The organism is Candidatus Cloacimonadota bacterium, from assembly GCA_019429305.1.
Taxonomy (GTDB): domain Bacteria; phylum Cloacimonadota; class Cloacimonadia; order Cloacimonadales; family JAJBBL01; genus JAHYIR01.
Genome location: JAHYIR010000005.1, coordinates 36,123 through 57,593, shown reverse-complemented (window position 1 = coordinate 57,593; position 21,471 = coordinate 36,123). Strand labels below are relative to the sequence as shown.

General features: G+C 38.4%; 25 protein-coding genes. 4 read left to right on the top strand and 21 right to left on the bottom strand.

What is annotated here, in order from left to right:
- Positions 1-54: 54 nt before the first annotated feature.
- The 20 genes from K0B81_03870 to K0B81_03775 form a co-directional block, all read right to left on the bottom strand.
- Entirely contained in the window at positions 55-666 is a 612-nt protein-coding gene (locus tag K0B81_03870) for a 4Fe-4S binding protein (protein ID MBW6515740.1), read from the bottom strand.
- Positions 663-986, bottom strand: a complete 324-nt coding sequence (gene mnhG, locus K0B81_03865; protein ID MBW6515739.1) for a monovalent cation/H(+) antiporter subunit G — start codon at positions 984-986, stop codon at positions 663-665. Before mnhG ends, K0B81_03870 begins: the two co-directional genes overlap by 4 nt.
- Entirely contained in the window at positions 979-1,236 is a 258-nt protein-coding gene (locus K0B81_03860; GenBank protein ID MBW6515738.1) for a cation:proton antiporter, read from the bottom strand. Before K0B81_03860 ends, mnhG begins: the two co-directional genes overlap by 8 nt.
- A complete protein-coding gene (locus K0B81_03855) occupies positions 1,236-1,721 on the bottom strand; it encodes a Na+/H+ antiporter subunit E (GenBank protein ID MBW6515737.1) in 486 nt (161 codons plus the stop codon). Before K0B81_03855 ends, K0B81_03860 begins: the two co-directional genes overlap by 1 nt.
- 2 nt (positions 1,722-1,723) lie before the next feature.
- On the bottom strand, positions 1,724-3,256 hold the full coding sequence (locus K0B81_03850) for an NADH/ubiquinone/plastoquinone (complex I) (GenBank protein ID MBW6515736.1): 1,533 nt from the start codon (positions 3,254-3,256) through the stop codon (positions 1,724-1,726).
- 4 nt (positions 3,257-3,260) lie between these two features.
- Positions 3,261-3,596, bottom strand: coding sequence for a cation:proton antiporter subunit C (locus K0B81_03845; GenBank protein MBW6515735.1), 336 nt, complete (start codon positions 3,594-3,596; stop codon positions 3,261-3,263).
- Positions 3,593-4,066 carry a hypothetical protein gene (locus K0B81_03840; GenBank protein MBW6515734.1) on the bottom strand — a complete coding sequence of 158 codons (474 nt, stop codon included), beginning with the start codon at positions 4,064-4,066 and terminating at the stop codon, positions 3,593-3,595. The genes K0B81_03845 and K0B81_03840 overlap by 4 nt, the downstream gene beginning before the upstream one ends.
- Positions 4,063-4,599 (bottom strand): DUF4040 domain-containing protein, encoded by a 537-nt coding sequence (locus K0B81_03835; protein MBW6515733.1) that lies wholly within the window; start codon positions 4,597-4,599, stop codon positions 4,063-4,065. The genes K0B81_03840 and K0B81_03835 overlap by 4 nt, the downstream gene beginning before the upstream one ends.
- 13 nt (positions 4,600-4,612) lie before the next feature.
- Complete coding sequence (locus K0B81_03830) at positions 4,613-6,469, bottom strand: hypothetical protein (GenBank protein MBW6515732.1); 1,857 nt, start codon at positions 6,467-6,469, stop codon at positions 4,613-4,615.
- Between the two features lie 110 nt (positions 6,470-6,579).
- Positions 6,580-7,782, bottom strand: a complete 1,203-nt coding sequence (locus tag K0B81_03825) for a nickel-dependent hydrogenase large subunit (protein MBW6515731.1) — start codon at positions 7,780-7,782, stop codon at positions 6,580-6,582.
- Complete coding sequence (locus K0B81_03820) at positions 7,783-8,229, bottom strand: NADH-quinone oxidoreductase subunit C (GenBank protein MBW6515730.1); 447 nt, start codon at positions 8,227-8,229, stop codon at positions 7,783-7,785.
- Positions 8,230-8,271: 42 nt separating this feature from the next.
- On the bottom strand, positions 8,272-8,712 hold the full coding sequence (locus K0B81_03815; GenBank protein MBW6515729.1) for an NADH-quinone oxidoreductase subunit B family protein: 441 nt from the start codon (positions 8,710-8,712) through the stop codon (positions 8,272-8,274).
- A gap of 92 nt (positions 8,713-8,804) precedes the next feature.
- A complete protein-coding gene (locus K0B81_03810) occupies positions 8,805-9,194 on the bottom strand; it encodes a GxxExxY protein (GenBank protein MBW6515728.1) in 390 nt (129 codons plus the stop codon).
- 66 nt (positions 9,195-9,260) lie between these two features.
- Positions 9,261-10,190 (bottom strand): NADH-quinone oxidoreductase subunit H, encoded by a 930-nt coding sequence (locus tag K0B81_03805; protein ID MBW6515727.1) that lies wholly within the window; start codon positions 10,188-10,190, stop codon positions 9,261-9,263.
- 81 nt (positions 10,191-10,271) lie between these two features.
- Positions 10,272-10,772, bottom strand: coding sequence for a 4Fe-4S binding protein (locus K0B81_03800; protein ID MBW6515726.1), 501 nt, complete (start codon positions 10,770-10,772; stop codon positions 10,272-10,274).
- A gap of 9 nt (positions 10,773-10,781) precedes the next feature.
- Positions 10,782-11,603 carry an FAD/NAD(P)-binding protein gene (locus K0B81_03795; GenBank protein ID MBW6515725.1) on the bottom strand — a complete coding sequence of 274 codons (822 nt, stop codon included), beginning with the start codon at positions 11,601-11,603 and terminating at the stop codon, positions 10,782-10,784.
- A gap of 4 nt (positions 11,604-11,607) precedes the next feature.
- Positions 11,608-12,603, bottom strand: coding sequence for a 4Fe-4S dicluster domain-containing protein (locus tag K0B81_03790; GenBank protein ID MBW6515724.1), 996 nt, complete (start codon positions 12,601-12,603; stop codon positions 11,608-11,610).
- A 633-nt stretch (positions 12,604-13,236) separates the two neighbouring features.
- The gene (locus K0B81_03785; protein MBW6515723.1) at positions 13,237-13,737 is read right to left on the bottom strand and encodes a porin family protein; all 501 of its coding nucleotides are present in this window, start codon (positions 13,735-13,737) and stop codon (positions 13,237-13,239) included.
- A gap of 126 nt (positions 13,738-13,863) precedes the next feature.
- On the bottom strand, positions 13,864-14,016 hold the full coding sequence (locus tag K0B81_03780; protein MBW6515722.1) for a lmo0937 family membrane protein: 153 nt from the start codon (positions 14,014-14,016) through the stop codon (positions 13,864-13,866).
- Positions 14,017-14,152: 136 nt separating this feature from the next.
- Positions 14,153-15,286 (bottom strand): OmpA family protein, encoded by a 1,134-nt coding sequence (locus tag K0B81_03775; protein MBW6515721.1) that lies wholly within the window; start codon positions 15,284-15,286, stop codon positions 14,153-14,155.
- A gap of 434 nt (positions 15,287-15,720) precedes the next feature.
- Between K0B81_03775 and K0B81_03770 the strand changes: the two genes are divergently transcribed.
- Positions 15,721-16,455, top strand: coding sequence for a TetR/AcrR family transcriptional regulator (locus K0B81_03770; protein MBW6515720.1), 735 nt, complete (start codon positions 15,721-15,723; stop codon positions 16,453-16,455).
- 452 nt (positions 16,456-16,907) lie between these two features.
- Here the strand turns inward: K0B81_03770 and K0B81_03765 are convergent, their stop codons facing one another.
- Positions 16,908-19,181 carry a T9SS type A sorting domain-containing protein gene (locus K0B81_03765; protein ID MBW6515719.1) on the bottom strand — a complete coding sequence of 758 codons (2,274 nt, stop codon included), beginning with the start codon at positions 19,179-19,181 and terminating at the stop codon, positions 16,908-16,910.
- A gap of 506 nt (positions 19,182-19,687) precedes the next feature.
- Here K0B81_03765 and speD point away from each other — a divergent pair.
- Genes speD through speE form a run of 3 tightly spaced genes read left to right on the top strand, consistent with a single transcriptional unit; the run spans position 19,688 to position 21,462 of the window.
- Complete coding sequence (gene speD, locus K0B81_03760) at positions 19,688-20,122, top strand: adenosylmethionine decarboxylase (GenBank protein MBW6515718.1); 435 nt, start codon at positions 19,688-19,690, stop codon at positions 20,120-20,122.
- Between the two features lie 5 nt (positions 20,123-20,127).
- The gene (locus tag K0B81_03755) at positions 20,128-20,595 is read left to right on the top strand and encodes an arginine decarboxylase, pyruvoyl-dependent (protein MBW6515717.1); all 468 of its coding nucleotides are present in this window, start codon (positions 20,128-20,130) and stop codon (positions 20,593-20,595) included.
- 21 nt (positions 20,596-20,616) lie between these two features.
- The gene (gene speE / locus K0B81_03750) at positions 20,617-21,462 is read left to right on the top strand and encodes a polyamine aminopropyltransferase (protein ID MBW6515716.1); all 846 of its coding nucleotides are present in this window, start codon (positions 20,617-20,619) and stop codon (positions 21,460-21,462) included.
- Positions 21,463-21,471: the final 9 nt, after the last annotated feature.

Sequence of the window (21,471 nt, the reverse complement as noted above, 5' to 3'; positions counted from 1 at the left end):
AAAGGGTAATCATCATACTACCCTTTCACATCTATAAATAAAGAAGAATAACTGTTATTTAAGATTCTTAACCTGAACCTGACGATTGCAATTGGGACAAAGCACATTAAAGGAGTCTTTACGTTTTAGTTCATCTCTGATCTTGACACTCGTGTCACCAGTGCCTGCCAATTTGAGCCGTTCATTAAGTATATTGAGATTCATGATCGAGGAGTAAGCTAACGGACCGAGTTTTTCATGGATAAATCTCATATGGTCTTTTGTAGTAATTATTGCTCCGCAGTTATCACAGATGAGCAGATCTCTTTCCTGTTTTTCTACTATATCATTTCTATCAAAACATGCCAGATCATAGATCTCATCTGATAGTTTGACACCCTTGCCGGTAATACAATGTTCTTCACACTGTCCGCAAAAGACACATTGTCCGTAATCTCGGGTAATTGTACGGATCCCTGTCTCCTTATCGTCTTCATTGGTAATGGCATTAGGTGGACAGACATTAGCACAGGTCTCACAACCTACACAATTATCTTCATCAACTACGGGTTTTCCCCGAAATCCGGCAAATGGCTTGAACTCACCTGCGGGGTATTTAGTCGTATATGGTTTCGTAAAAAGTGATATTATTGCTTCTTTTACTTCTCTTAGTTTGGGATACTTCATTTTTCCACTTCCTTATAATCATCTATCACTGTCTTATCCGTTAATTTAATACCGAACTTATAGGAACCTCTGATTAAAGCATGTGCCCCTACAGTAGAAGCGAAAAACAACAATGGGATAGCTATCAGTGCCTTGATCCCGACAGCAGTAAAACCGTAATGAAGGAAAAGGGCAAGCATTATACTACAAGTTCCTAAGGTTACGCATTTCGTAGCAGATTGTAGACGATTGTATATGTCGGGTAATCTTAAGAGTCCGATACACCCAAAAAGATCAAATGTAACACCAATGACGAGTAAAGCGATACTAATACTATTCATCTAACTTCTTCCTTGTTAAGTATTTCGCTAACGCGATAGTACCGATGAAACTTAATATAATCCAAGCAATGGCGACATCGATAAGAAATAATCTACCGGTTTTAATTACCAGAAGTGCACAGATACCGGCAACAATAGTACCGAAAATATCTATGGCAACCATTCTGTCTGCCATTGTAGGACCGTAAAGCACACGTATGAAGCAGAGAAAGCTCAAGCCAATGAGAATATAGAGGAATATTGCTATCATTATTCAAACACCTTTTTCAATAGTTTTTCAAATCTGCCGACTATCTTCTTTGTATAGATCTCCGGATCCTGACTGCTGACATATATCCAATGAATATACATATCGTCACCTAACACATCAACTGTAATTGTTCCCGGAGTCATTGTAATTGAGTTTGCTAAGAATGTCTTACCAATATCACTTTTCAGACTGCTTCTTACTTTCACAATACCCGGTTTGATAGGCATTTTGGGACTCAATACCCGGTAAGCGACATCAAAATTGGCTTTGATACACTCCCAAATGAAGACAATCAGATAAACGATACCCCAAAGGTAGCGCAAAGGATTGTAAAATCTCTGCCAATCTTCAAGAAACCGATGTCCAAACAACAAGGTGACTATTAAAGCGGCAACTAAACCGATCAATATGTTATGTACATGCAAATTGAACGTTAGTAACAACCACAATAAAAACATACTGACGAATAAAGTGATATATTTCATAATTATATTCCTATAACTTTAGTTGAATAGTGAGCTGTTTCTATCAGAGCATTGACTGCAGGGTCCAAGAATACCTCTCTGACCCCCGGAACAATCAGCAAACTCAATACTAAACAGAGAATAGCAAATATTATCATCGATAAAGACATGTTGAAAGGTACTTCCTTAACACTCTCATGTTGGGGATGAAGCTCTTTCGAAAAGACATATTTCAAAACCTTGGTAAAATATGCTAAAGTAATGATGCTAATAATGACAGCAAGAAAGGCTAACCAATAGTATCCCGCTTGAATAGCAGCAATTATAATTATAACTTTGCTAAAAAACCCATTGAAGGGTGGTATTCCGGAGATAGACATTGAGGCGACAAAAGAACTGCCTGAAGTTACAGGCATCTTTTCGGACAGACCACCTAATTTCCTTAAATCTCTTGTTCCTGTCCTGTATTCTACAGAGCCGGCATTAAGAAATAGTAAAGCTTTGAAGACTGAGTGATTGAGTAGATGAAATAAACCGCCGGTAATAGCTAGAACTGCTATACTGAGCTTTCCTCCAGTGGTTAAGACTAATAAACCTATACCGATACCTAATATGACATATCCTACTTGGCTAATACTGGAATACGCTAATAACCGTTTAAAGTCCCATTGTCCAACAGCTAAAAGAGCACCTATAATCATCGATAAAGTACCCAGAACGGTTATTGTCATCGCTATTTCATAGTTAAGCTGGAATATATTGAAGAAGAGTCGAATTATTACATATATACCGATAGCTTTGATCAGAACACCTGATAACATAGCTGATATTGGAGAAGGTGCTGATGAGTGTGCATCTGGTAACCAGGAGTGGAAAGGAACCATAGCTGCTTTTAACCCAAAACCGCTTAACAGAAGAACTGACACAAATAAACTCAATGTATTCCCTTCAATTTTGGTCAGCTGATTTGCTATATCGGCTAAATTAAGGGTTCCGGTAGCCCAATATAAAAATCCGATACCGGTCAAGATGATCAGAGAAGATACTCCTCCTAACACCTGATACTTGAACGTTGCTTCCAACTGATGTTTCTCAATACCAAATGCCACTAACGCATAGGATGAAATAGAAGCTATTTCCAGAAAGACGTAGAGATTAAAAATGTCTCCGGCTATTACAACGCCAAACATGCCGGCTAACATCAAACTGAATAGAGTATAGAACTTCTCTTCACCGGTATATTGTTTCGTATAACTCGTAGAATAAAAAGCAACTAATAACCCTACCAGAGAGATGATCAGTAACATTATCTTTGTAAAGCCGTCCATTACCAAAAAGATAGCGATCGGTACAGTAGCCACATCTGCAAAACCACCGACTCTATAGGTCATTGTCTGTGGTCCGTAAAGAATCAAGTGAAGTGTCAGTCCGGTAAGGAAAAGCAGAGAGAGGTTGACTAGATATTTACCCAGGCATTGTAACCATCTGCCAAAAATAACAGTAAGGAAGGCAGAGCCGAGTGGAATGATTATATATAAAGGAATCAATGAGTTCATATTCTTATCCTTTCAGATCTTTCATTTTTCGAATATCAAATGTTCCGTATTTCTTATACAAGCGGATAGCAACAGAGAGCATTAATGCTTTGGTCGCTAATCCTATAACAATTGCAGTTAACACCATCGCTTGTGGTAGCGGATCAACAAAACCACTTTCAAATCCCTCTGATATGATCGGTACTGTCTGACCATCTATATATCCAATCAAAACGAGAAACAGAATAACACTATACTCCATTATCGCCAGACCTATAATGATCTTGATCAAATTTCTTTGAGTTATTACTCCATACAAACCAATCATAAATAGGATAAAACATAAAACAAAGAGTATCATAATGACTCCTCATCCTTGAAAATTAGCAAAGCAACAAAAATAGAAGTGATGGCAGCACAAACTTCAATACCAATTATGACATTACCAATAGGAATAATTCCACCACTGATCAGATCACCTAACTTCCCGACAGGTAAAAAATTAGCAAAAAAGACCGAAGCTGTGGCTATTAGTAATCCCAAGACAGCCAACATAAGGAAAGTAAATATTGCTAAACTCTCTGTCAGCTCTAAACGCCATTTCTCTGCTCTCAATTTATCTAATATGCTGCCGTCAGACAGTATCTGAAAAATGAAAGCACTTGCCATTATTACTCCGCCTGTAAATCCACCACCCGGAGAAAGATGTCCGTGAATAGTAACATAGATACCAAAGAGGAAAATCGTTGGTGCTATGAATTGGCAGATCTTTTTAACGACTAAAGTCATTCCTTGCGGTTTTTGTTGAGTAGAAATATTGTTTTCCATCATTTAACTTCCTTTTTCTTACCGTAGTGCCTTAAGATCGTTAATACTCCAATAACTGCTGTGAAGAGCACTGTTGCCTCTCCGAGAGTATCATAAGCCCTGAAATGAAAGAGTATTCCGGTTACTATATTAGCGCTACCTGCTTCATGAGCTGCATCTATATACATATTCGCCATCCTCATTACATCCTGACCAAAGTAACCCAATACTCCCATTATTCTTGCTAACACTATGAAGAATACTACTACGAATAGCAATATAGTTCCAAAATAGAAGATATTGCTGAAATTGTATTCCCGCTTCTGCTCTTCATGAGTTGCATTAGTAATGACAGCAATCATGATGATCAGAGTAATGATTTCCACCACAACCTGAACAATTGCCAAATCGGGAGCATATAGCATCAGAAAAGAGATGACCAAGGCAAAGCCGACGATCCCGTATGATACTACTGCCGACAAAAGATCCTTGGCATGCAGCGAATAAATAGACCCTAAGATCATTAAAACGAGCATAATTATTAGATATATTTCCATAATACCGTTATCCTTACAAAATGAGGATGATCATTAAAATTGCCACACCAAAGATAATCCACATCAGATAAGTGGATAATACTCCAGTATGGCACCAACTGAAGACTTTACTGCAACCTAAAACAAAGCCTTTACCTATATGATATATATCAAACCACTTTTTAGTTGCTTTTTGATAAATGAAGTTGAAGAATTTGAAAGTCCCAATGGTTTTATAGAACTCTAAGGGTGAATAGTTCAATTCTTCCTGTAATTTTTCTCCACCAACAAAACTATCCGAAGTACGTCTGGTTTTAAGTGTTCCCATCCAATAGATTATAAACCCAATTATAATTGAGATCAGAATGAGAATTGATACTGCCGGTGCAAGCCATTGTTCGCTAATCTCTGTACCCATTAAACCCACATTAGTAAAGCCGAATAAAGATGGAACGATCCAACGGGCAGCAAAAATACCAAACACTACACATATTAACGCTAAAAATATCTGTGGAAGCCACATGAGAATGTTAACCTCTTTAACAGCACCTAATGATTCATTTCTGCGACCCAAGTAAATACCGGAAATAAATTTCACAAAGCTTGCCAGAGTCAAAGAAGAGCCAACAAGAGTTAAGATCAACCAAACCATCCAGAGCTGACTGGCGATCCCAGCTTGGTTCATTGCACCAAAATCGATTATCCCGGTATAGATCATCCATTTAGAGTAGAATCCATTTAAGGGAGGAATACCGGAGATCGATAGAGCAAAGATCAGGGCACTGATAAAAGTTAGAGGCATCAATTTACTCAATCCCCCTAACTGATCAAGTTCTTCTCTCCCTGTACTCTTTTCGACACTTCCTGCAGTCAGGAACAAACCACCTTTATAGATTGCATTATTAACCATATGAAACAGTCCGGCTGCTAATCCCAATGGTGTGCCGAGAGCAATACCTGTCACCATATAGCCGACCTGTGAAACAGCATGATAGCCAAGTAATCTTTTGTAATTATGTTGAATTAGTGCCATCATAACAGCTGTTATAATAGTCACAGTTCCAATTATCAATAATAGCAAAGTAGCCCAAGTTGTTAATGAAAAGATATTCATACATATACGGGCCAAGAAGTATATTCCTAATAATTTGTCTAAAGAAGCAGGTAGAAAAGCGGAACTGGATGCCGGAGCATCTTTAGCATAATCGGGAACCCATGTATGAAAAGGAAAGACTCCTGCTTTAGTAAAACTGGCTATGAGAAGAGTTAGGAAGGCAATATTAATAAAGGGATGATTGGTTGTCAGATTAATAGCTGACATGCTGAAACTGCCGGAAGCAAGAAAGAGCATCCCTATTCCCATGATTAATATCGAATCTGATGCTCCTATGAGTATCAAGGTCTTCTTAGCAGTAGAAGAGTTCTCATCATCGTGACCTTTGATCAATTTATAGAGAGTTAATCCTAACAGTCCCCATAATGTTACAAAGACTAACAAATTATCAGCCAATGCTACACCAAAAGAGGCACCAAGTGTTATCAGAAAATAGGAGTAATAACTGAGGATGCGTTTGCCCTTTGTAATATAAGCAAGAGAATAAATAGTATAGAGAAACCCGAAAAAACCAATGAATAATACAATCAGTTTACTTAAACCATCTACACGCAATAGCAGCAGCTTTTCTAAGGATGGTAAGAAAGTACAGGGCATTCTAACCAGCAGTGTAACATCCCCGGGTATAACCCTGAATAATACCAATGATAAATACAGGGTAACTGCCGAAACTGCTAATGTGATAAGACCTTTAACCGTTTTCAAAGATTCCGGCAATATGAATAGCACTACTCCGATAACCATCGGCATCATAATCAATAATCGAAAATCAATCATATATTCCTCATTAACTGTTGTGGAATGGTGGAAGGGTGATATAGTGACAAGGGACTAATATCATTGATTCTTCTCTTGCCTTATCACCTTTACACCTTTTCACCTTTCCACTATTTCTTTCTCATTGCTTTTCTGATCTCTTCCGTTTTTTGCTGGGATAGTTTAATCAAATCAGCAGCATTCATAACCCTTTTCCCACTACGATAGTCATAAACCTGAGTCATTCTCTCTGTGCAGCAATAACAGGGGTCAACTGCAGCTGTGCAGATAGCCGCATCTGATATAGTACCACCTATACACGATTTTCTAAAGGTAGTAATACAGTTATAACTGGGAGCTCTGATCTTATGACGTACCGGGCTATTACTGCCGTCGGATTTAACAAAATGAAATACTTCGCCTCGTGGTGCTTCTGCATGACCAATTCCTAATCCAGGTGGTATCTCTTTTACTTTTGCTTTGATCTCTCCCACCGGCTCTTTTTTCAACAATTCCAAACATTGCTGAATTATTGCTATTGATTCATACATTTCCAATAAGCGGACTTCTGCTTTGGCAAAAACATCTCCTGCCTGTGCAGTAACAACCTTCCATTTTACCATATCATAAGCGGCATAGGGGTCATCTCTTCTTACGTCAATATCTACACCAGAAGCTCTGGCGGTAGGACCTACTGCTCCAAAATCATGAATATCTTGGGCTGTTAGAGTCCCTACCCCTTTTAACCGGGCATGAATAACCGGGTCATCCATGACAGTACCTACAAGTAAATCAGTCTTGATCTTTACATCATCTAATACTTTAAGCAGTTGAGTTGCCTGTTCTTCATTGATATCTCTTCGCACACCACCGATAGTAAACATAGCGTAACTGTTCCTGTTACCAGTGATGATCTCGAACATATCTAAGATAGGTTCGCGATACTTCCATGCCCACATAAAGACAGTATTATAACCAAGAAAATGTCCTGCCAGACCAACCCATAATAGATGGCTATGTACTCTCTCTAATTCACCAACTATAGAGCGAATTAACTTGGCACGAACAGGAACTTCGACACCGGGAATACTCTCAACAGCATTTGCATAGGCAAAAGGGTGTGAGGTGGAACAAATCCCACAGATCCTCTCTACAACATAAAAAACCTGTTCAAAGGTTTTGTTTTCACATATCTTTTCTATTCCGCGATGGTTATAACCAGTTTCCCATTCCATATCGACTACAACCTCTCCATCGCAATAAAGCTTAAAAAATTCCGGTTCTTCCAGTAGTGGATGATATGGTCCAATCGGTACTATTGTCTTTTTGCCCATTTATCTATCCTCCTGTCTGTACTTTCTGCGATAGGGATACTCCCCTTCAGGCCAATTTTCCGGAAATAGGAAACGTTCCGGTTTGGGATGGTTAAGGAATTTTATTCCTAAAATATCCATTATCTCTCGTTCTATCCACTCTATCCCATAAACTACAGGTGTCATTGATTCGATTTCAGGTTGATCATGGGGTAATAAGACATTAAGATTCATTATCCAGCCGGACTTATCATCAGAATAGTGATATATGATCTCATAACCCTCTTTAGAATCCATTGCCGTTACTATGATATAACGATATTGCAGTTCATTGAACCAATAGGCAGTTATCTCTTGTAATAGCTTTCTGGGAATATGAACCATTAGTCGTTTTTCATTTACAATCTCTATCTTAGAAATCTCCGGAAACTTACCTTGTAAGTCTGTTATATACTGCTCGATGTTCATTGTTTCTCCGTATTTATATTATTAATCTATCAAACTAATGACTTATGCTGAAGATTTGTCCTTTTCTGCTTTAGTCTTGTTTAGAAACTTCACGATACCGGCTAACATTGCCTCCGGCTTGGGTGGACAACCCGGAATATAAGCATCTACAGGAATAACCTTATCCAAAGGACCGGCAAAATTATACCCTGAGGCAAAAATCCCACCTGTACAGGGACAAGCCCCGATAGCAATAACGACTATCGGTTTGGGTGCCTGCTCATAAACTTCCAGTAACCGTGGTTTTGTTTTATTGGTTACTATACCGGTAACCAATAGAACATCAGCATGCCTGATGCTCCCAACCAGTTTCATACCAAATCTCTCAACATCATATCTCGGTGTCAATAGATCGAGAATTTCAATATCACAATTGTTACACGACCCGACACTTAAATGGAATACCCATAATGATTTCTTAAAACTTAACTCTTTAAGACCCAATTTCCTCTCCTATAAAGATATCCACGAATGTACACGAAAGGTTAACCACGAATCAACACTAATAAAGACCCTAACTTCGACATAAAAACTATTCATAGGATTACCCTTTTATACTGTAGTTTTGTCTTACCGAAATTGATTAATAACCCTAACCGCATTTTACTTGCTTTCAAGTAATTAAAGACTTGAGATGCGTGTTCGTCTATTAGATCATCAACAGACTTCAATTCTAAGATAATTTTATCGTAGCAAACAAAATCAGCTATGTATTTCTTATCCAAAATATATCCTTTATAATGAATACTTATATGTTTTTCTCTTTCGAATGGGATTTTGTTGTTTGCCATTTCAATTGATAAAGCTTCTTGATAAACCGGTTCTAAAAACCCATTCCCTAGCTCGTTATGAACAGTATAACAAGCACCAATGATCTGATAACACTCCTGACCAAACAGCAAATCCTGAATTTTATTCGAGTCCATTTCTTTTGATTCGTGATCATTAGTGTAGTTATCTGTGTTCATTAGTGGTTGAATTTTAGTGTTCATTTATAATCCAAAGACTGCTAATATGATACTTATTATCGCCAGCAAATTCATCCATATCCAGAAAAATCGCATTGCCTGTTCTATACGAACTCGCGGATTAGTGTTGCGAATTAATGTAATTAATAAAACTACTGCAAAAATTTTCAATATTGACCATAAGATATTGATACCAGTTAAAGGTAGCCCTGCGAAATAAATACCGGCTACCAAAGCAGGCAGTATAAAGAACATTATATACTTCGTCAGCTTGATCAGTGCTAATATCGATCCGGAAAATTCAATAGCTATCCCGTCGCAGATCTCCCCCTCACCTTCCGCCATATCAAAGGGAACTAAACCGAGTTTTGCCTGAATACACATCAAAACAGTTATAAAACCTATTATACCTGAGATACTACCTATGAAAGCTCCCGATGTCATTTGTACTGCTACGATCTCTGATAAACTTATCGTCATTCCTGCTTTGATGATGATCGAGATCAGAACCAGCAGGAACGGTATTTCATAACTCAAGATAAGTTTCATTTCACGGGATGCACCAACGGCTGCTAAAGGGTTACCGGAAGCCAGAGCACCCATAATATAGGACAACGAGGGAATATTCAGCAGATAAACTATGACAATGATATCACCGGCAAAACCATGATCAATCCCTAAGATAGGCAACAGAATAAAAACGGCTGAAATAGTAGCTCCAAATAGGGCAAACACTGGGGCTAAAATAAAGGTAGTAATTGATCCTCTGGCAGGAATTAGGGTTTCCTTTACCAATAGTTTAACAAAGTCGTAAAATGGCTGTAACATTGGAGGACCTTGCCGAAATTGCACTCTGGCAGTAATCTTTCTATCTACCCAACTGATTAATCCGCCTATAATTCCGGAAAAGAGCAATCCCGGAAAGATCAGAAAGTAAAATATCTCAATTCCCATATATTTCTCCAAATAGATATTAGGTTTTAGGGGTTAGGTGTGAAGTGTTAACCAACAATAACCTAGAACCTAACACCTATTTCATTCATTTTGCTTTAAATCTTCCCACCTGATCTCTTTCACCAGTACTTTATCATTTAATTGAAAAATCCCTTCAGCTTCATTTGCCTCAGCTTCAGTGAAAGTGATCGCCCCCTCCGGAGCTGTCTGCATACATTTAAGTGGTTTTGACTCCTCATTAAAATCACATAAATCACAAATCGATTTCTTATCTGTAATAATTCTATTTGATAATGTGCCAAAAGGACAGGCAGCTACACACGACTGACACCCGATACAGAGATTGGTAAATCTTTTAAGATATCCTTCCTCATCTTTCTCCAACGCTTCTGCAGGGCATACATTAACGCAGGGTGCTTCTTCACAACGTCGGCAAGTCAATCTCATCATTGCTTGTTCAACAATATCTTTCATCCCAATATTATTCGGATGAAAATCATAAGTACATTCTCCGTAGTTGTATTCTCCATTAGTTGCATTTTCGCGAAACTTGGCTAAATCAATCAGTATCTTCTTACTCATAGACTTCTCTTACATCCAGATATGAGGATGATTTTTGATTTCGTTATAGGTAAAGACAGGTCCGTCTTTGCAGACAAAGTAGTCACCCATGGCACAGTGTCCGCATTTACCAACTCCACATGACATGTTCTTTTCCATTGATAGATAGATCTTATCTTCAGGATATCCCATCTCCAAAAGTCTCTTGGTTCCGAACTTCATCATTATTGGTGGCCCGCAGACTACTGCTACTGAATTCGGAATATCTACCTTTACATCATCAAGCAATACTGTTACGACACCGACCTTCTCTGTCCAGCTCTCATCACCTTTATCTACCGAGCGATAAACTTCGAATTTAGGTGTTTCACGAAGTTCTGTTATATAGGGCTTGTAGATACAATCTACCGGTGTTTTGGAACCATAGCAAAAAGTCACTTTCCTCAACTTATCCGATACCGCTTTCAGACTATAGAGTAGTGACCTGATAGGAGCAAAACCGCAACCTCCACCAAGTATCAGCACTTCCTTGTCATAATATTCTTCGACTGGATATCCTCTCCCGTAAGGTCCTCGGATACCCATATAGTCACCCGGTTTCATCTCATGCATCTTTTCGGTAACATAACCGGCTTTCATCACGGTCAGATCTAACTGAGTTGTTACTAATGGTGAGGAAGATGGAGTGAAGGGTGCTTCACCTACCCCATCTACTGTTGCTTCAATAAACTGACCTGTTTTAAAGAAAAACTCCTCTTCAGGAACCAGTACGAAAGTCTTGATCATCGGAGACTCATCGATCACTTCGATCAGTTTAGCTTTTATCGGTTTGTATATGTTTTTATCCTGCATATTTTTATCCTTGCTTACAGGCTTCTTTGATTACATCATTTTTGTTGATCTTACCAATGCATGTATCGATACATCTGCCACAACCGGTACAGGCAATTGCCTTGAACATATCCGGTTTGTAAATAAATTTACAAAGATAGCGATACTTCAGCCGGTCATAGAGCTTCTTTAAGGGATCTTCGCCGGCAGCCACCTTAGCAAAAGAGGGAAATTGACAAACATCCCAGTTTTTAACCTTCTCAAAGTTCTCCTTATCAACTAAGAGAAAACAATGACAAGTTGGACAGATAAAGGAACAAGCTCCACAAGATACACAAGTTGATGCATGATGTTTCCAGAGTTCAACGTTCTCTTTTTCTATACCAAGTCGACTCTCCGATTGATTGGGAAGATTTTTGTTTAGCTCCTGAAGTCCTTTTACCATCTCATCTCTTTTCTCAATAATCTTTTCCGGCAACTCTTCGGACTCTTCGCTTTTGTTGATCTTATACTTTTCCAGAAACTGTTCACCCTTTTTACTCATCGGTGAAAGATAGAACTTATCATCCATTATAGACATAGATACATCAGAGTTCTTTTCCGGATAAGGTTTCAGATCATAAGCGGTGCAATGGCAACTATCTTTGTACTGATAGCAATCCTTCCCAAAAATTATCGTGTTTTCACGATTATCCTTGTAAGTTGGATCCAAGAACTCTTCTCCCAGATAGATATTATCGAGTAGATTCAAAGCTGCCAGATCACAGTTAGGAACACCAATAACAATTTTCGGTTGGGGCTTTTTCAAGTTGACCACATTCTCCTTTACAGGAAACAAAAAAGCTTTCAGGGGAGTTATTGGGGTATTGCCGTCATAATAGATTGAATCGATCTTACGGGGTATTAACTCTTCGAAGTCGACCGAATTCTCTTTCTTGATGGGAGCGTACACTTGGTAGTCTAACAAAAATTCACTTAAAAACTCCGTCCACTGTCTTTTAGTTACAGTATAAACTTTCATAACACTTCCACTACTTTATTCTTTTCGATCTGTTCGAAAAAATTCTACTTCTACGGGAAAATGCACGACGAAAAAATTCATTATGCTATTTCATGTGTCAAGTCATTTCTAAAAAATAATGCTATCTGCCCTTTTTTGTATAGCAACTAAATATTGTCATCTCGACTGAAGCGAAGCGAAATGGAGAGGTCTCAACACCAATTCAAGTTTATAAATCAAAATTATGTTGGCTTTACTCATGTCAGTGATGAGATGCCTCTTTTCGGGGTGGGAAGGGCTGTCTATTGATCCTGACGAAGACGGCTTTAGGATAACAAACTAGCAAAGCTTGATGCTGATCCTGAAGATCGGAACGGTATTTTTCAAGTGCCACAGCGGGATCGTAGATACAAACCAAGCCCAGCTAGTCGAAGTCGATTTTATTAGGCTAATAGAAGGTTGAACAGAAGGTTCGTGTCCACACCAAGATCAGCGTGCATCGCGAGTAGAATGCGAAAAGCAGAAGGCTCCTGGCACATGGTGAATTAGAGATCTATTATAAAAATTTCCGATTCTTCTGCACTCAAGATACTTCTGCTCTTCATCAACTCCCTCAAATAAAATAGGAGCTATTCGATTACCTATCAGATAAGATTATAATTTCAAAGAAATACCAAATTTGCCTCCGGAGAAAACATTACCACCCCCGAATTCAAGATTGATCCCGAATTTATCGGTAAAGTAGTAACGCCCGCCAATCTGAGCACCGAACCCTAAACCGGAAGTACGTGATCCGGGATAATCATCGGGAGAATTCCAGATGTAAAAGCCAAGGTTGGGACCAATATAAAAATCCCAGTCCAATGGTATATTCAAGATATGATTAAAGTGATAATTAGCGTTACCGGAAATTCCGATGACGGAATGGTTATATTTATTTTGTTGATACCTTTCATGATATGAGATAAAAGATAACTCACCACCTAATGTGATATCTTTATGTATCCCATAATCTAAACCAATATAAACGGGAACACTACGGTTAGAAAAGCCTAAACCTGCATTGAACTGTGTCTGGCCTTCGGCAACAGGGTTCTGCGCAAAGATAGCCCCACAAGAAACGAGTAAAACTACCATAAATAACATCTTTTTCATTATAAACTCCTTTGGTTAAAATTCTATTTCGGTAAAGCTTTGGTAACAAAACTTTATTGCTACCAGAGAATAAAAAATTTCGCTTTACCAGTTAAAATATCTGTGAAGATAATATTTCTCAGACGATCAGGCGAGTGGTTTTTTCCCAGTAATCAACCTGATCAGGATAACAATAATCGCAATCACCAATAGTACGTGAACGAACCCACCTACAGTATAGGAAGTGACAAGTCCGAGCAACCAGAGAATCACTAATACGACAGCTATAGTCCATAACATAATATACTCCTTAACATTTTTTAAAATCATTGACATAAGATTCGGTTTGTACCCGAGATTAAATCACAGTAAAAGAATAGGTTTTCCAGAATACGAAGTCTAACATTAAACCTTCTACTTATTACTGTTTTATACATTATTCAACCATGAATTCAACACGGCGGTTTTGAGCGCGCCCTTCTGCAGTTTCATTTGTGGCAGTAGGTTCTGCATCGCCTTTGCCAATGACTTTCATTCTGGAGGCGCTGATGTTATTTTCAATAAGCCAGTCTTTGACTGCCTGTGCCCGTTCCAGCGACAAACGACGGTTATATTCTGCGTTACCAACACTGTCAGTATGACCCGTTATAACTACAGTTATTTCCGGATTTGCTGCCATGGATTCACGTACTATCTCCAATATAGGTCTTGATTCCGGTCTGATCTGCGCTTTGTCGAATTCGAAAGTAATACCATGCAGTACAATCTGTTTTCCCCGTTCTCTCAAAGCTTCTTCAACAGCATCCGCTATAAGCTGCTCTGCATCGCTCCTAGTAAATTCAGGGACAACTTCTTTTTCGACAACTTCTTTTTCGACAACAACTGGTTTGGGAGGCTCAGTTACTGTTTTGGGAGGAATAATAGTTGTTTCCACAGGTTTCACAGGTTCTCTTCTTTTAGGATTACCAAAAGACAAGCCTATCATGAGCTCAAAAAAACCATCGTGTTTCCCATTTGTGAAACGATTGAGATCTGAGTCGGTGCGTACAACATCATCCAGAGCATCAGAGAGCACTAGAGTATAACCACCGCTGAACTGGAGCGCAAGCTGTTCTCCAAGTGGTGTTTGTACACCGATACCAATAGGTATTATCGGCATAAAATCGGAATCTTTTACATGCATGTTTTTCGCTACACCCGCTCCAAGATAGATAAACGGAAGCATCTGCTTCAATTTGACCACTCTATAAAGAAATCTGGCATCAAGTGCAAGTGTCTTGGTTTTGTCGTAACCTGAACCACCTTGAAGAGTAGTATAACTCAATCCAATTTGAGTAGATAGAGGATCAGCGATCTTAAACTGGTAATTAGCTTTAATACGGGGAGACCAACTTTCGTCATCTCCGTGGTTGTCGCCATAGGCACCACCAATTTCAAGGCCAAAACCCCTTTCTTGCCATTCCTGCTGAGCATTTACTGCACTGAAAGCGAAAAGAATCAATGCAATAACTGTAAAACGTAATAGTGAGTTCATCATAAACCTCCTGTTCATTTTTAAACTCTTGTTCATAAGAGTGTTGCGTCATCAAAGCAACGGTCTCTCAATCATTTAAAAAAGTACTTTACTGTTTGATGAGTACAGTAAAAAAGATCACTACATTATGATGGAATCTATTCCATCCCTAATTGAAACTTCCTTATTCAATCACTAATATTTCAGTCGACAATATCAACTGACAATATCAACTGACAATGTCACCTGATAATGTAATGCTTTTCGATGCAAAAGCAAAATATATTTTTTATTATGAAATATTGATACTCGTTTTTTAGGGAGGGAATAACGTGTAGAAAGGTGATATGAACTAACACCAGCTTAGGAAAAAAATAATTTGTTTATTCTTGATACTCAATTAGATTATACTAAAGACAGTTTCATTTGACTAATTCGATTGACAATATAAGTAGACTAAGTCATAAATTAAATTAAAGGGAGTTAATACAATGAAGACTGATATGAACAAATATATTTCTTTTACTCCAGAAGAGCAACAGGAGAATTTTTCTAACCTTATTCCATTAGAGTCATTTACAAGTCCCATACCCACTCCTCCAGACCCAAACACGCCAAAAGGTAAAATTTTTATTGCAGCTACCAGATTATTTGCAGAATATGGTTATCTAAGAGCCAGTACAAGGGATATTGCAAATGCTGCGGGAGTGAAACAGGTAATGATTCATTATCATTATTCCACCAAAGAGCATCTTTACGAATCTGTTCTCAAGTACGAAGGAATGTGTATGCTGGCAGTAATTTTCGGTCCGAATCCCGAAGAAAAGTCTCCTGAAGAAATGTTGATAGACTCACCGATCCGCCTTATGACCGTATTGCATGACAACCCTCAATGGGCATCTTTACTACGTCGCGAGATTGCCGATGGAGCAGTTCACCTCAGGAAGGCACTACGTGACGTTTCTGAACAGGGTCCACTGGGCGCTAACCTGCATTTTCATATTGCTTATCTGGAGGCAGTACGCAGGGGCAAAGTAGTAAGTCTGCCCATCGAAGCTGTTCGTGAATGCCTTCTGGCAATTGGCTATAGTGCTATCTATCTTGCTCCGTTGATTTCCATGATCAACGAAAGAGACTTTAACGATGAAACCGTATGGGAAGAATGGAAACTCACACTGAGTACTATTCTCAAAAGAGGATTACTGATTCCCCAATCCAAGGAATAGTAATTACGATTTTTGCTACTCTGGACAGCGTGTTGGTCAATTTCAGATTATCCATCCTATACAGTATTCTGAAATTTATTTGACAACTACTTTTCCCACTCTCTAAATAAGTCACTTTCTAATACTAGTTTGTCTTTCAAGCACTCTCTATGTAAAATTTCGGGTGGATGTGAGAGCTCTGAAAAATACTTTCTGCTGTTTTTTATACAACCTAAAAAACTAAAACCCAATAAGATCAAAATGTACTTCGAGATAGTCGTTCTTTTTCTTCTAATCTAACATAAACGCAAAAAAATGTTAATTTATTGTCTATCAATGATTAATCTTTAGGCATCTATATAGTCGGATATATCCGACTATATAGATGCCTAAAGAAAGACTACCTTTTAGCTGGAAATATTTGAATTAGATTAGTTTAGGAAATGATCCCAGATTATATTCTCGGGAACTGTTTATTTCAACAACAGCATCTTCTTGGTTTCTTGATAATCATCGGTCTCCATTCGGTAGAAGTATAGTCCGCTGGGTACAGAATGTCCACTGTTGTTTTTTCCATTCCAAAGAACATTATGATGCCCGGATTGAAAAATTGAATCAACAAGTTTGGTTATCAAGGCACCTCTGATATCATAAATGATAATTGAGACAGAAGAAGATTCCTGGAGTGAGAAAGAGATCGTAGTTTCCGGATTGAAGGGGTTCGGATAATTATTGAGCAACTCTGTTGTATAGGTATTAAAAGGAATATCAACATTTACCCCTTCATAAACAAAACTAATTGTAGCAATCTCGGAGAGACCGATATCATATACAGCTTGCACTCCTGCAGTGTACTCCTGATTGATAACCAGATCTTCGAATTGATAAAAAGTTTCTTCGGTAGTATCAATACCCACATCATCCAAATATATATGGTACATCATCAGCTCCTGTCGGTCATCAATTCTATTTACTCCAGACAGGTTCAGTTCAGGCGCATCCCAAGTAAAAAGTCCGGTTTGAGAATCTACCTGAAGATTTGTCGGAGCAGGTAAAACAGGCATTAGCACTTCCATAGTTACAGGTACATTTACATCGTCTTCGACATTGTTATAAACAATGATTGCCCCTAAATATATAATACCCGCATCTAAGATAGTGGCATCAAAAATCACTTCGATCTCGATACTTTCACCCGGTTCAATCGTACCGTTTTGAGGATTAAAATAAACCCAATTTTCTCGATATTCATTCTCACTAACTCTTTCTCTATCTAAAAAATCGTCAAAAATCAGTTGGAAAGTTAATGATACATTACTTAAATTTTGGATAATCATTTGATCAATTACTAATTCATCATACTCAGCTACAATATCAAATGATTCTGGCGTAACAAGTATAAGAGATAGAGTATAAGGTGAGGGCGGAGGTGTCTGTGGGTTATTTTGGAGATAGGGATAGGTTAATAGCTCAATGATTTGCCACACATCGTTAAAATCCCAGAGTTGAAAAGAATTTTGCATTACCATCTGCTCTGTGGTCAAACCGAGCCCTCCGGCACTTGTATTTTGATTAGAAGTCTCTGTATTCCAATAACTGAATAAAACCGTACCACCTCTATCATAACCAATTAATCCACCTAATGGCGGATTTCCAGAAACATGACCGACCGAATATGAATACTCTACGGTCGCTCCTATACGAAGTTCTCCGACTAATCCGGCAGCTCCAAATTGACTGGTAGATTGGTTACTACCGTAAACACTGCCTAAAGCATAACAATTAGTAATTATACCATGATTGTTATTCTCACCTACCAAGCCTCCAACACTGGCATTACCTTGCACAGCACCAGTGGCATAACTATCTATTATTAGTGCTTCGAATAATCCTCCATTGCCCCCAACCAAACCACCAATCCAATGAGTTGTGCTGACTACATTTCCAGTCGCATAACTATTTGTTATAGAACCGCGATAATTTCTTCCGACTAAACCACCGGTGTACAAAGCTCCATTAACATTTCCCGTAGCATAACAATCGCTGATAACACTATCATTCCAACCAATTAATCCACCATAACTGTTATTGCCAATACCGATGACTTCACTAGTTGAGTAACTATTAATAATCGTAGAGCTTAATCTATTACGTCCTACCAAACCACCACCATTGTTACCAAGAGAATAGATCGTTCCTTGAGAATGACAACCATCGATAGTACCCAGGTTATTTTCACCGGCAATTGCTCCTACTCCCTGATATCCTGATACATAACCACCCACACTACTATTCGTAATACTACCGGCATTATTACCAACCAAACCGGCACTAGATGAATAGCCGGTGACATCTATACAATCAAGATGAAGATTAGTAATTACACCACTTGCTCCAACATAACCAAAAAGACCTACATACCAAGTTGTAGGTCTATCTATGAATAGAAATGAAATTACATAATCATCTCCATCAAAATGACCGGTAAATTGATTAGCTGCATCTCCAATTCGATCCCATCCATCTCCTGTATTATAAGGTGGAACATTTAAATCAATATTGTTAATCAGTATAAAATGTTTATCACTATTAGCACTACCCAGATAGTTTCTTACTCCGTCAAGTTGGCTCGGAGTTGATATTTGCCATGGATCATTTAATGTTCCATCTCCCCCAGCAAATTGTGCATAAACCAATGAAAAACAGAATAATATGGCTATACTAAGGAATATTTTCTTTGTTTTCATAAGCAGATACCTCCTATTAAATTTGGCATTAGATGTAGCATATTTGTCAACAAAGAAATGTTGGTTCTTTGGTTCAGATAATGATAAAGGCAATCAAAACTATCAATATTTACTTGAACAAATCGATCTGCTTAAGACATCGCTATAAAAAATTTTGCCAGACTAAAAAAAGTTGTTATCTTATGTAGCACCTAATAAAAAAATTCTGCTTAAAAGTAGTTGACATTTTTGCAGTAGTTTTTTGATTAGCACAAAATTAAATGGGAGGTAATGACCAATGAAGATTAACTTATTGAAAAATCATGTAGTTACAAACTTGTACCTGTATTATATCGACTCCCATATTTGCAAAAACAGAGAGGTGTTCTTGGTAGAAGTTTGCGCTTTTACCTCCAGATTGAGTTAGGCCTCATAACTCGTTTATTTACTGCTTATTGACGATAGTTAAACTATCATTTCCCAGATCGTTAACCTAAGACCAGTATCTAAAAATTAAGGAGGTAAAAATGCAAGCTTTAGGACGCCAAATACTCGTTGAGTTCTACAAGTGCAATGCCGACATCCTCAAGGATGTCAAAAAAATAGAAGCAGCAATGTTGACGGCCTGTACTAAGGCAAAAGCAACCATAGTCCGTCATACCTTCCATGAGTTTAGCCCCTTTGGTGTGAGCGGAGTAGTTGTTATAGCCGAATCTCATGTAGCTATTCATACATGGCCTGAATACAATTATGCAGCCGTAGATATCTTTACCTGCGGTGAAACTATAGACCCTTGGGTTATTTATAAGTATTTAGAAGAACAGTTCGAATCTTTACAATCTAGTAACATGGAGCTGAAGAGAGGTCTCTTCGAAATAGGAGACAAGAAGCTGCTTCATAAACCGGAGAGTGAGATTGCTCCTGATGAAATAGATCATAAATATTGCAGTGCAGGCAATTAACAGCGATGATGGTCAGAACACCAGATAAATACTTCTTTGCTAAAGGCGCATCAGAAGGAATTACAAAACTAAACTCATTTGATAAAGCCATTATTAATGCCGGTATTGGTGATACTAATCTCATTAGATTGAGCAGTATTGTTCCCCCTTCCTGTCGAGAGATAGAGCCCGTTAAATTACCCGGCGGAGCATTGATCCCTACAGCTTATGCGAGTTATACTTCAGAAAATCCCGGTGAAATAATCTCAGCTTCCGTAGCTATCGGCATACCGGAAGATGACTCTCTTCCCGGGTTGATCATGGAGTATTCAGCAGCACGTGAACCCGAATATGTAGAAAAATTTGCCCGTGATATGGTAACAGAGGGTTTTCTTTACCGTAACCGCAAGCTGAAAGATATCAAATCTGTTGTTGTATCAATCAAAGTTGAATCAATTGCTACTGTCTTTGCCGGGATCGTTCTTTGGTATTAAAAGCTCTTTGAGGAGTGAGTTATGGATTTATGGTTTACTGAAAAACATACTAAAAGCTCCGGGTTGACCTTAAAAGTCACTCAGACACTACTATCTGCAAAAAGCCCGTATCAGGAATTAATGATCATCGATACTCCTGACTATGGAAGAGTTATGTTGCTGGATGGTTTGGTTATGTTAACTGAGCGTGATGAATTTGTTTATCATGAGATGTTGGCACACCCTTCACTATACTCCCACCCTAATCCTGAAAAAGTTTTGATCATCGGGGGTGGTGACGGTGGTACTTTACGTGAAGTAGTCAAACATTCAGCAGTTAAAAGAGCTGTATTAGTCGAGATAGATAAGATGGTCATGGCTGCTTCCAAGGAATTTTTCCCTCATGTAGCGAGTGGCTTTAACTCCTCCAAAGCAGAAGTAATCATCACTGATGGTATTGCTTATGTAAATGAGACAGAGGAAAAGTTTGATCTGATCTTGATCGATTCAACTGATCCTATAGGGCCTGCAGAAGGGTTATTTCATATAGATTTTTATCGAGCTTGTCATAAAGTTTTGAATGATGACGGAATCCTGACAACTCAATCGGAAACTCCCTTTATCAAGCATTTTGCTGAAGTAATTCCAACAGTTATGAAAGACTTTAAATATCTTTTTCCCTTATCTAAACTCTATCTGGCAAACATCCCGACATATCCCTCAGGACTCTGGTCTTTCTCAATGGGTAGCAAAAAGTACGATCCGGAAGAGAATTTTCAGCAAGAACGATATAATAGCGATGCTCTGTCACTTTCTTATTATAATGATAGAATTCATCAAGGAGCTTTCTGCCTCCCCAACTTCGTAAAGAAGCTTATCGAAGAATAAGTACTACAT